The organism is Moorena sp. SIO3B2, assembly GCF_010692525.1.
Taxonomy (GTDB): domain Bacteria; phylum Cyanobacteriota; class Cyanobacteriia; order Cyanobacteriales; family Coleofasciculaceae; genus Moorena; species Moorena producens.
The window spans coordinates 1-12,834 of sequence record NZ_JAAHHE010000056.1 but is presented as its reverse complement, the minus strand read 5'-3'; the positions used below and the strand labels follow the sequence as shown (position 1 = coordinate 12,834).

The following is a 12,834-nucleotide window of genomic DNA, read 5'->3' as shown; positions in this document are numbered from 1 at the left end:
CAAAACTGAGATGCACCCATTCCAAACGTATTTTGCTGATCAAATATCATGACTCATTTTGGCATAATTTGTCCTGCTGCTTCTGGTCATCTTAACCCTATCACTACTTTAGGTTACGAACTGAAACAGCGTGGTCATCGCGTCACCGTATTAGGAATTGAAGACCCTCAACCAAAAGTTCTAGCCAGAGGATTATAATTTCAGGTGATTGGCAAGTCTGATTTTCCCAAAGGAACAACAAAAGACGTATTTACTCAACTAGGTAATCTGAGTGGAATTAAGGCATTACATTATACAATGAATTGGTTTTTAAATGTAGCCAAAATGTCTCTTAGGGATACCCCAGAAGTAATTAAAACAGCAGGTATAGAGGTATTGTTAGTCGATCAAGCTTCTCCAGAAGGAGGAACTATCGCTGACTATCTAAACATTCCTTTTGTTAGTGTATCCACTGCCTTAATGCTGAATCGGGAAATAAGTGTTCCTCCCTTTACCACATCCTGAAATTATGACCCTTCATGGCGGGAACTTCTACGGAACAGACTAGGTTATGCACTGGTTTCTTTTCTGGGTAAATCTCTGGGAAAAGTTATTCATGATCATCGTAAACAGTGGAATTTATCTCCCTATAATAAGGTGAATCAACACTATTATCAATTGGCTCAACTTAGTCAACAGCCTGCTGAATTTGAATTTCCCAGAAAAGAACTACCGTCTTGTTTTAATTTTACATGTCCGTATCATTATTCAAATTAAGTTAGTCTAGAATCAATTCCCTTTACTTCTGAAAAATTAACTTGATAACCGTTAATTTATGCTTCTATGGTAAATCTAAAAACTCGGCTTTTTGGGTTTTTAAAATGATTGCATAAGCTTGTATGGGATTAGATGTTCAATTAGTAATCACTTTAGGTTGGGGAGTTAATCCAGAATATTTGCCAGAATTTCCAGGCAATCCCATAGTTGTTGGCTATGCACCTTGCGTTGCTTAATAATGGAATGATTTTAAGAGTTTTTAGGTGCGCTTGACCTTGGCGAATTAAATTCGCCACGGGTCGCACCTGTGGAATGGGCATCTTGGTGGAACTGGCATCTTGCCAGTTTCAATATATTTTCCGGCGGGCAGGATGCCCACTCTACTCCTATTCATTCGAAGATTCAGCAACGCCCAAACTTGTGCCAGCTCCTGCTCCAGTAATGTTATAAATGAAAGACCCAAATTGTTGCTATGGTGAGTATTCACGTTGAAGACGATCAAAAAACCCTTGAGGTCGAACCTAACCAAAACCTAGCTGACATCTGCGATGAGCATCCCATTTCCCTTCTTTTTGGTTGTCGGGAAGCATCCTGTGGAACCTGTCTAATGGAGGTAGTCAGGGGCATTGAAAACCTGACACCTATCACAGCTGATGAGCAGGATTTGCTTGATGTGTTAGCTCCAGACAATCCTCACGCACGTCTAGCTTGCCAGTGTGTTGTGATGGGCGATATTAGTATCAGTACTCTCAAGGGGTGAGGGGATGAACAGATGAGGGGATAAACAGGTGAGGAAAATTCCCTTTCCACACTATCTTTTGTCCAAGCACAAGAACGGAGGGATGGAGTGATCACCCCATCACTCCATCACTCCATCACTCCATCACTCCTTAAACCAGATATCATTGTAAAAACTCAGGAGTTGAAAGGGGAGCATCGATTCGACGTTGACTAGGCTTGTCAAGCTTATAAATAATCGGTGGTTCTGGTAGCAGCAGATACCGCTTGCCCCAGCCATCATTAATATCCTCAGGTCTAGGTTCAGGTGGTTTGGTCTGACCGGTGGGTAAGGCAACGGACAGAATTTGACGTGCCTGGACATACCGTTGACCATCCGATGTATTGTTGATCAGGCTGCTTGCTAGGGTTATTCGCTGCTTCTTTAAGTCCTCTTCTAGTTCCCAGAGGGACTCTTTGGGGGCGAGGGTGGCTACAAAGGTTACTTCCTCTGCTGGTTTTAGTGATAACCCAAGTTTGGACTGATCCATTTGCCAGACTTCTTGAAACTGACCGTCTGGTGCAATTTGCCATAGTTTCAAGTCGGTCTGCCATCTTCCCTTCTTTACATCGACATTTTGATAAGCCAGAATTGAATAGATAAAATTTGCGTCTCTGTTGAAAGAGAGCTGTTGATTAGGGTGCAAATAGCGAATCGCTGCTACCGTGATGGGAATTTCCTCGGGAAGATTCGTGGTTCCTGCTACGGTGTAGATCCCCGGACGGTCTGATTTGGTCACCCTAAGCTGAAAAATTGCTTTGGAAGATTGACCGAGTAATCGATTAGTTAATTGCCGTCCTGGTAATGGAAGCTGGGTGCATCCATTACTTAAAAGTAAGAGTATAAAGATGCTAAATACCCCTTTTAACAAATGGGTCATATTTTGTTTGACTATTTTTTTTGTACAAATAAAAATAAAGGTTTTGTGCATAGTCGATAGTTGCATAAAATTGTGATTAAATTAAAGTTTAACAAATCAAAATTTATTTTGGTAATTTTTGGGGATGATTAATGTTAATGCTTGGCCTGGTTAATTTTTATTCATTTATATTTTTTTGTTAGGGTTTTAGCCAGCTATTTATATTATTTATATGATGAATATTTTCATTGATTTAAATATCCCCTAAAAATCATATTTTTTTTTGTTGTATGAATTTGAAAGTGACATTAAGTATAGTAGCATTGGTATTCAATAACATTCAGAAGTTACCAAACCTTATGATATCGGATTAAACCTAAGACTTTGAAAAAACTAATCAAGCTTACTTAATTATATGATATAATTAGCCCCAATTTTAAAAAAAACGGAGCAGCTTTTCTCGGCTGGTAAAACATTTACGGCGGTTTGCATAACTATCAGGTACACAGGATTGTTTTCTCTCTTCCCTCTTCCCTCTTTCCTGCTCCCAGCTCCCAGCTCCGAAGCTCCCTAAAAACCCAGAACTTTGTACCTAACTGAATTGCAAACCGCTGTATTGGCCATAAATGTTAACTAAGCACAATTATATTTCATTGATTGTGGTGCTCATGAGAGACATAAATCAAATCCCTATTGCTATTGATACTAATAATCAACCAAGCATGAGCGCCTCAAAGCGTTCCGTTGAGCTAAGTTACTTATTATCCATTGGCTCGACTTCCCCCTTAGCCAAATGGGGTTTTATAGCCCCGATCACCCTATCACTCTTGTTAGGTGTTGCTAGTCTGAAAACAGAACCAGCCCATGCTTATTTTTCGGGGCTATGTCCTAGTCTTCCGGATCAAATTGTTTCGGAAAAACCTCTTAGCCCTAAGAGCGAAACGTCGAAACCATCACAGCATAACGTCTGGAGCAATACAGACCAAGACCGGCTGGACAGGTTCAACTCTAGCAATTTGTCTGAAAAGTCCCAGGAGGACTGGTCTGTTAAGGATTCATGCAGGAGGATGAGGGCTAGGTTTCAAGCAAACCCTAACAGCCAATACTACTCGGTTAGCAGCGGACAAGGAATTGGTTGTGGCTACACAAACGAAAGCTGCCTGAGGTACTTTGATAGGACTGTAGGTTTATCCAAGCAATATGACCCTAAGAGCTTCCACCCCAGTGAAGATGATTGGGTATCGATTGAGCCTAAGAAGCTGGCACAAACTAACTTTGAGGAAGCACCAGAGCGTCCATTAATTCCAGAGATTGAGCCTAAGGATGATAACCCTTTAGCTCCGACCCTAAACGTACAAGGTGCCTTTCTGAATCAGGTAGACACATCAGCGAGACTACGGCTGCAAGGAACTTATCCCCTTTCTCCCCATGCTTTGTTTGGTGCCACAGTTGACCTCACCACTGGGGATGGCTTTTCCGACACCGAAGAAACGGGATTAAGTCTCAATGAACTTTACTTTACCACTTCTGTGCCTAGCTATTCTAATCTGCGCTTTGTAGTTGGTCTAATGGATTTGACATCTTATTTTGACCGCAATAGCTTTGCTAAAGATAGCACGACCCATTTCTTTAACCCGGTGTTTCAGACGAATCCTGCTCTGGCAGCAGCAGGTATAGCGTCCCGTCCGGGGGTGCTGCTCAACTGGAATTTAACCGACAACCTGGAAGTAAGAGCTGCGGGCTTTTCTTCAGACCGAGACCTGGATGATTTTGCCTTTGATGGGTTTTCTTCAGAGCTAGCTTTCCGGGTAGGTACAGCAATCATTCGGGGGACTTACCTATCGGCTCGGGATGCTCAGAAAGATGGATTCCAGGAAATTTTTTCTTTGAACCGAGGGGATAACGAGTTTGGTCCGAAGTCCTCTGACCGCGAAGAAGCTTACGGGATTAATGGAGAACTATATATTCCTGCTCTCAAGATGGGACTGTTTGGGCGCTATGGTTGGTACGAAAATCTTGATTTAGATGAAAGCGGGGATACCTACAGTGTGGGTCTGAACCTCTTAGATTTGTTTATGGATGATGACCGACTAGGGCTTGGCTATGGTCGGCAATTGTCTAATGATGACTTGCGCCGGGACGAAGGTAATAAAGTACCAGATGTTTGGGAATTGTTCTATGACGTGCGTGTTTCACCTAATGTGCGTGCAGGTGTGACTTTGCAAGGACGAGATCAGTTTTCAGATACAATTCTTGGTGTTCGAGTCAGGGCTGATTTTGATGTGAGTGATCTCTGGGATTGAGTGCTGAGTGCGTGAGTGCGTCAGTGCGTGAGTGCGTCAGTGCGTCAGTGCGTCAGTGCTGAGTAATGGGTTTTTAAAGCTACTCGCTCATAGAATTACTCAGATAGATAGAACATAGACACTGATTCATCCTTGATAGTTCATCCTTGATAGTTCATCCTTGATAGTTTATCCTTCATCCTTGATAGTTCATACTTCATTCTTCATACTTCATGCTTTTGACCAATGAATAACGATTCTCTTGGCAAAAAAAATTTCCACTGGCAGCGTTGGTGGGTCTTTTTGATGGTTTTTGGGTTAGCAGGAGTATTAATCTTCAGCCCAGTTGAATCGGTGGTACCAGCGCTCCAAGCACAAGTTACTTCTGCAGTACGCCGAGGTTACTCTCTGTTAAAGAAAGGATGGGTGGATAATGCGATCGCAACCTTTGAACAAGCTCTAAAAGGCTCTCCCCAATCGAAGGAAGGGAGGTTAGGTCTAGCGATAGCGTATCAGCGAGCAGGGCGAGATGCAGATGCTTGGGCTGCTTATCAACAAGTCCTAGCCATCGACCCAAACAATAAAGAGGCTCTGGAAGCGGTAGGAGAATTGGGAGGTTATCGTCCTGAATGGCAGCCGGATGGGATTGAAGCCCTAACGACTTTATTAAACCTAAGTCCTAATGATACTGCTGCTCTTGCTCAGCGGGCTTTACTGCTGGGCTACCAAGGTCGTTTTCCGGAAGCCCTAGCTGATTATCAAATTGTGCTGGAGAGCAATCCTACACCAGAAATCATTCTTGGTGCTGCTCAAATCTATACCTATAGTGGTGACTATCAGCAAGGGCTGGAGCTATTTGATCGTTACCAAGCTAGCGGTAAGCCAATTCCGGGAAATGCAGCGGGAGCCTATGCTCTGGCTCTACGAGAAACTGGCAATCCTGCTCAGGCGGTAGAGGTACTGGAAGCCCAGCTCAATCAATTTTCCCAATTCTATGGCAATGATAGCTATCTACGGGCTGATTTAGCTAAAGCTTATCAAGCCTCTGGGCAACTCACAGAAGCTTTGTCTGTCCTAGAACCGTTGCGAGGGAGGGATGAAGCGGCTTTACCCTTAGCCCGGGCCCTTTCAGAAATTGGTCGTCGTGAGGGTCGCTCTGACCTAACCGAAGACGCGGTTACTCTCTACCGTCAGGTACTGGCCTCAACATCAAAGCCATCTTCTGCTTTAGTCAGGGAAGTGGCTGATGTGATGAGTGAGGTACCAACCCAGTGGGCATCAGCTCTAGAGCTTTATCAGCAGTTGACCGAGGAGCAGTCGAATAACCAAAGCTTGTTGGTGAAGTCGAATAACCAAAGCTTGTTGGTGAAGCAGATTATTCTAGAAAGTAAATTGGGTCAGTTATCCCGAACTCAACGGCGACAGCGGCTGCTTGAGATAACCCAAACCCTACCTAGTGAACCAGCTCAGCAGCGAGATTTAGCCCAAGCTTTGTTGCGTCTAGACCCTCCTGACCCAGAACTGCTGAGTGTTTACCAAGATTTGCTGGCTACAGGGGTAGATGTACCGTTTTTGAATTTCCGTGTTGCTCAGATTTTGATAAAGCAGAATCGACTAGCCCAGGCAATAAGTGCGATTGATAGTTACAGGGCAACCTCTACTGGTGAATCGGACCAGAGTACGGAATTATTGCTAGCAGAGATTGACCGTCGCCAGGGAAATCTCGATGCCACTATCCAGCGGTATCAGAGAATTATTCAGAGTAACCCAAATAATAATTTATTCTATGGTGCTTTGCGGGGGTTAGCGGGAATCCACATTGCCCAAGGTGATCCACAGAAAGCTCTGGTTATCTATGACCAGCTGCTATCTCGCGATCGCAATGATTTATTAGCCCAGCTGGGGCGCAGTAGTGTAGCATATCAAACTAAACGTATTGACCAAGAGGAAGCGGAAGGGGTACTCAATCAATGGCTACAGACTCAGCCTTCTATTGATCCACCGCCGGAATTGTTGAGTTTGGTGGGTGTTTTGCCTGCTGACCCAGAACGAGAAACCCTGTACATTACTCTACTAGAGGTCTCACCAGATAATGCTCCTGTACAATTGCGACGGCTACAGGTTTTAGCACAGCGAGACCCTAAGTTAGCTAAAGCTGAAATAGCTGAGTGGATTGCCGGTAATCCTGATAATATCGATGCCTACTTTGTGCAGGGAGAATTGGCTATGGGATTGAGGGATTTGCGATTAGCTAGCAATGCTTACGAAGAAATTTTAGAACGGGAGCCTGATCAAATTGGTGCCTTACTAGCGTTGGCAGGGATTAGCTTTACTCAACAGCACTATGCTAAGGCAACGGGGTTTTATAAACAGATACTAGAACTGGAGCCCAAGAATTTATCGGCTCGCCAAAACTTGGCTGAATTAAGTGTTGCCCAAGATTTTCCGTTTACAGCCCTCCAACGGTTTGAAGGACTCAACTCGGAAGAGAAAGAGTCTACAGGGACAGCTAATCCTAAGCTCGATAATCGCATCCTGCGGCTGGAGGTTGATATTCTGAAACGACGAGGTTTTCAGCCTTATTGGGAGCGGTACTAATGTAAGTATTCAGCAGTCAGCCGTCAGGGCTCAGCTTATTTTATTCAAAATCACCGATTGCGCTACGCGCATTAGCTGATAGCTGATAGCTTAAGTACTAATACCCTGTCAATTTAGTTTTTATGGTTAGGGCAAGATGTTAGATTTTAGGTGTTAGATTTTAGGTGTTAAGTTTTAGTAATTAAAGCTTAGCACCTGATAGCGTTTCGAACACTACAATACTTGTTATTTGCTAGGATAAGTTACTTTGGTTCGTTCCAATTCTTCAACCAAAATTACTGGAATTGGACTGGTTTCTAACACTGCCTGAGATACGGAACCGACCAGCACTTGCTGCCAGGGTTGATGTCCCCGTTTTCCGATCACAATATCTGTTACTTGATGCTCTTGGGCTATGCGAACAATTTCTTCGGGAATCGAACCGGTTACGGTAATAAACTGATGCCGAATATCCAAGAGCAAGCGTTTGGTTTGGTTCTGTAACTGCTTGACTTCTGGCTGATTTGATGTTGTGATCACATGTAAAACAATAACTTCCCCATTACTTCGTCTTGCTAAATCTGCTACTTTAGTTAATACGTGGGTGGCTAAATTAGAGGTATCGACAGCGGCTAGTAGCAGAGTATGAGAGGCAACGGTTACTTTGGTGGGGTCTACAGGGTCTTGGGATAAGAGTTTAGGGGCAAAGGTGGGAATTGCCCAAGCCCCTAGAGGTGCAGTAATCAAAATTGAGAGGGCTGCGATCGCTAAAATTGTCTGACCTCCTTCTAGCCCTTGACTCAAGGGAATACCACCAATGGCTGCTTGTACTGTGGCTTTTGCGGAGTTTCCGGGTAACAAAAACAGTTTCTCTCGCCAAGTCCAATTACTCCCCAATGTGGAGAGATACCACCCGACCATCCTACCGATACATAAGCCAATGGCGAGGATTAAAATGCCAGGTAACAGGGTTGTTTCTAATACCCGCAGTTGGATACTAGCTCCCATCAAGACAAATAGAATAATCTCTGCTACTACCCACAGATGGTTAAATTCCACTCGCAAGCGTCGTGCTAAGGGAGGGTCTAATTGTATTAGGAAAAATCCCATTGCCATGGTAGCTAAATAGCCAGAAAAGTATGGCAGACTTTTAGCTAACACTACTAATAATAAGGCAATTGCTGCGGTAATTAAGGTATCTTGGACGATAGTCTCGGTCCAATTTTGTTTGGTTAATAGGAAAATAATTAACTGAGCAGCGATATATCCAATTAAGACACCAAGGGCGACCTGGATTAGAACTTGCAGGGGCAGGAATTGGATAGCATTACTGTTGATCGTTCCTTGTGCCAAGAAATTCACCATCAAACTAAAGAGTAGCAATACTAGGACATCGGATAAGGCACTCCCAGTTAGAATCACATCCGGTATCCCTTTAGCTACGCCCCAGCCTAAACTTTTGAGTCGCAGCATTCCTGGCACAATCACGGCGGGGGATTCTGCTCCGACTACACAACCTAGGAGTAATCCAGTGGGAAAATCGAAATTAAACAGTATTATCGCAGCAACAGCTACTGCGATCGCTTCGGTGATGGCGGGCAAAAAGCCTAACCTTAGCGCAACAGTTCCTTGCTCCAGGAGTTTCTCGAGATCCAATCCCAGTCCTGCCCGCATTAAAATGACCATAACTGCGAAGGTGCGTAGGTCATCAGCAATAACTAGGACTTGTGGTGCGATCGCATCCCCCACTTCTGGTCCGATCACGATACCCACCACAATCATGCCAATCAAAGGAGGTGCTCCCAAGCGACGGGCAAGTTGACCCCCAAAAAAGCCCATCAATAAGATCCAAATTGTACTGCCTAGCATCCGAAATGTTCGTGCTCGTATATAAAATGTAATTACTTGTCGCTCAATTATAAAAACACAGTTGATTCGGATTGGCAACACTTGATATGAGTTGTTATGAAAATCAAGCCTAACCTTGCTATTACTTTGGCTACTTTACTGCTATCAGTTGAGGGGGCAATTGCTCAACCTAATTCATCATTTCCTAACGCTACACCACCAACTCCACTACTGTCGAACCAAGAACGGGAGGAAGTGGAAAGGTTAATTAATGATCATCTAGAGAAAAGTTACACAATTCGCAATCATATCCAATCGGAAGTTCATCGAACCTTTGACTGGACGATTAACCTGCTCAACCTTTTAATTACAGTACTAATCGCCATCCCTATTGTTACTAGTCTGGCAGTGCTCTTGCTACGTCGTAGCATCATCAACCAATTAGTGTCTGAGACGCAAAAGCAATTCCAAGAAGAAGCTGAACAAAAAATAAAAGAGCAAATTGATGCTGAAGTCACTACGGAATTAAAACGACAAGTTGAAGCTTTTAAGCAGGAGCTGGAAACGCTGAAATCTGATTTTGTTTCTCAACTCCAGCATCTAGTTGTGGCTGCTCAACATGAGAAAGAGCAGATTTTTAACGAAATTTCTCGAATTACTCCGTCGATTATCCAAGAAGAATTTGTTGCTCCAGAAGTCCAACAAAAACTGGAAGAGCTAACTAAACAGCTGGAGTCGTTAAAGTCTGCTAATCCCCAGCTATACTTAACAGTTGATGACTATATCAATCAAGGACACGCTCTGTGGATTGAAAATCGCTATCAAGATGCGATCGCATCCTATGAAAAAGCGCTTCAGCTCCAGCCAGATTCCGATGTGGCTTGGTCAGGAAAAGGCCAAGCCCTGCAGAGATTAAAGCGATATGAGGAATCCCTCGCTGCCCATGCCGAGGCGATTAAAATTAATCCGAACAACTTTAGGAGTTGGTTTGGACAAGGTTATACTCTCAGATACATGGAACAGTATGAAGAAGCACTGATTTCCTATGATCAGGTGATTCAGCTCAACCCAGATTTTCATCATGCTTGGAACCATAGAGCCTATGCCTTGATCAAACTTGGTCGCTATCAAGAAGCCTGGGACAGTTTGGAAAGAGTACGGCAGCTAAAATCAAATTCATCTAATCTTTACTACAATGAAGCTTGTTATTATGTTTTAAACGGTGAGATTGACTCAGCAATTGCCAGTTTAGAACAAGCGATGAGTTTGAATGATAGACTTAAGTCTATCATTAATATTGATGCGGATTTTGACATGATTAAAGACGAGCAACGGTTCCAAAACCTAATTAATCCATAGATCTGACCATTGTATTTATCTCTTCGTCTACCTTTGCTGGCATCTAGAGAGCAGGTAGCTAAATGATTAAAAACTCAAACAAGTCTCTGGCAATTAGTCAAGTACATTAGTCAAGTACATTACTCAACTGGATTAAACGTTTGATAGTTCCCTCCTAAGCCTTCAACAACTGTGTGAGTATTAGTGATTAACATTTTGATGTAAGTATCAGCTTCACTACCCGGTACACCTAAGGAATCAGAGTATAATTCTTCTGGCGCTAATTTCACCCCAGCTTCCTGAGCCACAGTCTTGATCAAAGCTGGGTTAATCGTGGTTTCCGCAAAAATCACTGGAACCCCAATTTTTTTGATAGCGTCTGCCAAACCCTTGACAGTCTGAGCACTGGGTTTTTCCTCAGTATTCATGCCAATTAAGGTTCCAGCCACTGGTATGCCATAGGCACGAGCATAATATTGAAAAGCATCATGAGTTGTGACTAGGTAGCGGTGCTTCTGAGGAATAGTTTGAATCTGCTGGATAATCCAAGCATCAAGCGTTTTCAATTCAGCAGTTAGCTGTGCTGCATTCTTGGTAAATTCTTCCTTGTCCTCCGGTGAGAGTTCAATCAACTGATCCCGAATGGCATTCACCATTGCGATCGCATTTTTAGCATCCCCCCAAACATGAGGATCCGGTTCCGTCTTGCCTTCGTGTTCAAAATTCAAGGGTGACACCACTTCCGCAACTGCAAAGGTCTTGACCTTAACCCCAGCAGACTTAATCAGCTTAATCAGTGCTGGTTCCAGATTGTAGCCATTGTATAAAATCAGATTAGCTTGTTCCAACGCTATAGTATCGGCTGGGACTGGCTCATAGACATGGGGATCTGCTCCCGGTTTTAGGATACCCGTCAGTTCAATTTCATCTGCTCCTACTTGTTTCGTCCAGTGGGTAATGATAGTGCTAGTGGTAACTACATTCGGCTTATCATCGCCATCAATACCACTCTGCTTTGTTCCGGTGGTATCACACCCACTTATCCAGACTCCTAAAATGATTACTACTGTCAGCCACCATTGGCGCTTTCTACTGTAGGACTTAGTAATTACTCTCATCGGCTTAATCGTTATCTTTTGATCAGAACTTACGCACCAATACCGGGCGTTGCTGATTCTGGGTATGATTCCGCCCCCCTAGCCCCCCAATTCTGGGGGGAACAAAACTCTGAAAGTCCCCCCCGGTGCGCTTTCCAATGGGCGAGTAAATCGCCCTTGGGTCGCACCGCAAAGTTGGGGGATTTAGGGGGCTTGACCAAAACCAGACGATCGCGCATTCATACTTCAATTCAGCAACGCCCAATACCGCACTACCTCGCTGCATCGCTATCAATCAAAGGCTGAAATCGGTGTAATTTTGCTAAGAAACTAGGTTTGCAGCATAAGTCTTATCATATTCTTTTCATATTTCATGGTAAACTATTTTCATATTTGTTTAATTTTTTGTTTCCGGAACCCTCTATGCCAGATGCTGCCTCGGTTCATCACCTTGCTTCTCCCAAGAGGAAACACCAAGCTGGATATAGCAATCTGTCCCAGACAGGAACCATTACCCTGAGGCAACTGGGTGTACACTACCGCCTAGTAGAAGCACTCAGGGATATCAACTGTGAGATCAAACCAGGACGATTAACTGGAATTATTGGTCCGAATGGTGCTGGGAAAAGTACTTTGATCAAAGCCATGCTGGGGTTAGTTCCCACTGCCACAGGCAAAGCTATGTATCAGGGAAAACCGTTGATAGAACAGTTAGAAAAGGTGGCTTATATGCCACAGCGGACGCAAATTGACTGGACTTATCCCGCTACTGTCTGGGATGTTGTGCTAATGGGTAGAGTCCGGAAAACAGGATGGTTTCGTCGCTTTTCCACGGTATCCCGGCGGATTGCAGCGGATGCCATCGAACAAGTTGCCATGGGGGATTACCGCAATCGTCCCATTGGACAGCTATCGGGAGGACAGCAGCAGCGCGTTTTTCTCGCTAAAGCATTAGCTGAACAAGCAGATATATTATGTTTTGATGAACCGATGGCTGGTATTGACAAAAAAACTGAAGCTGTAATTTTTACTATCCTCCATCAACTCGCCGATGCCGGAAAAATTGTGCTGGTAGTTCACCATGATTTGGGAGAAGCGATCACTCATTTTGATGATTTGATTTTGTTGAATCGGGAGTTAATTGCTAGTGGCTCTAGGCAAGAGGTATTGAGTGCAGCTAATATGCAACAGGCTTATGGTGGTCAAGTCGTTTTTTGGTTAGATCCAGTTGCTGTAAAGTGAAAGAGGTAATTTTTTATAAATTTTACCACATTTACAACACTTACAATATCTACCGAA

At 43.7% G+C, this 12,834-nt stretch carries 11 protein-coding genes; 7 read left to right on the top strand and 4 right to left on the bottom strand.

What is annotated here, in order from left to right:
- The first annotated feature begins 48 nt into the window (after positions 1-48).
- Together F6K38_RS15220 and F6K38_RS15215 are read left to right on the top strand one after the other, a co-directional pair.
- Positions 49-198, top strand: coding sequence for a hypothetical protein (locus F6K38_RS15220; protein ID WP_008181150.1), 150 nt, complete (start codon positions 49-51; stop codon positions 196-198).
- Between the two features lie 6 nt (positions 199-204).
- Positions 205-504 (top strand): hypothetical protein, encoded by a 300-nt coding sequence (locus F6K38_RS15215; RefSeq protein ID WP_008181148.1) that lies wholly within the window; start codon positions 205-207, stop codon positions 502-504.
- Between the two features lie 404 nt (positions 505-908).
- On the opposite strand, the gene F6K38_RS15210 is transcribed toward F6K38_RS15215, so the two are convergent.
- Positions 909-1,052 carry a hypothetical protein gene (locus tag F6K38_RS15210; RefSeq protein ID WP_154659709.1) on the bottom strand — a complete coding sequence of 48 codons (144 nt, stop codon included), beginning with the start codon at positions 1,050-1,052 and terminating at the stop codon, positions 909-911.
- 176 nt (positions 1,053-1,228) lie between these two features.
- Between F6K38_RS15210 and F6K38_RS15205 the strand changes: the two genes are divergently transcribed.
- Positions 1,229-1,516, top strand: a complete 288-nt coding sequence (locus F6K38_RS15205; protein WP_008181143.1) for a 2Fe-2S iron-sulfur cluster-binding protein — start codon at positions 1,229-1,231, stop codon at positions 1,514-1,516.
- A 142-nt stretch (positions 1,517-1,658) separates the two neighbouring features.
- On the opposite strand, the gene F6K38_RS15200 is transcribed toward F6K38_RS15205, so the two are convergent.
- On the bottom strand, positions 1,659-2,414 hold the full coding sequence (locus F6K38_RS15200) for a hypothetical protein (RefSeq protein WP_143764197.1): 756 nt from the start codon (positions 2,412-2,414) through the stop codon (positions 1,659-1,661).
- Between the two features lie 647 nt (positions 2,415-3,061).
- Between F6K38_RS15200 and F6K38_RS15195 the strand changes: the two genes are divergently transcribed.
- Both F6K38_RS15195 and F6K38_RS15190 read left to right on the top strand, forming a co-directional pair.
- Complete coding sequence (locus tag F6K38_RS15195; protein ID WP_131826959.1) at positions 3,062-4,696, top strand: porin family protein; 1,635 nt, start codon at positions 3,062-3,064, stop codon at positions 4,694-4,696.
- Positions 4,697-4,921: 225 nt separating this feature from the next.
- The gene (locus tag F6K38_RS15190; RefSeq protein WP_287356860.1) at positions 4,922-7,273 is read left to right on the top strand and encodes a tetratricopeptide repeat protein; all 2,352 of its coding nucleotides are present in this window, start codon (positions 4,922-4,924) and stop codon (positions 7,271-7,273) included.
- Positions 7,274-7,498: 225 nt separating this feature from the next.
- Here F6K38_RS15190 and F6K38_RS15185 read toward each other — a convergent pair whose 3' ends face one another.
- Positions 7,499-9,121 carry a cation:proton antiporter gene (locus tag F6K38_RS15185; RefSeq protein WP_008181135.1) on the bottom strand — a complete coding sequence of 541 codons (1,623 nt, stop codon included), beginning with the start codon at positions 9,119-9,121 and terminating at the stop codon, positions 7,499-7,501.
- Between the two features lie 96 nt (positions 9,122-9,217).
- Between F6K38_RS15185 and F6K38_RS15180 the strand changes: the two genes are divergently transcribed.
- Entirely contained in the window at positions 9,218-10,459 is a 1,242-nt protein-coding gene (locus F6K38_RS15180; protein ID WP_008181133.1) for a tetratricopeptide repeat protein, read from the top strand.
- A gap of 119 nt (positions 10,460-10,578) precedes the next feature.
- Here the strand turns inward: F6K38_RS15180 and F6K38_RS15175 are convergent, their stop codons facing one another.
- Positions 10,579-11,556: a metal ABC transporter solute-binding protein, Zn/Mn family gene (locus F6K38_RS15175; protein ID WP_008181130.1), complete on the bottom strand. Its 978-nt coding sequence runs from the start codon at positions 11,554-11,556 to the stop codon at positions 10,579-10,581.
- Between the two features lie 402 nt (positions 11,557-11,958).
- Between F6K38_RS15175 and F6K38_RS15170 the strand changes: the two genes are divergently transcribed.
- Positions 11,959-12,777 (top strand): metal ABC transporter ATP-binding protein, encoded by an 819-nt coding sequence (locus F6K38_RS15170; protein ID WP_008181125.1) that lies wholly within the window; start codon positions 11,959-11,961, stop codon positions 12,775-12,777.
- The last annotated feature ends 57 nt before the right edge of the window (positions 12,778-12,834 follow it).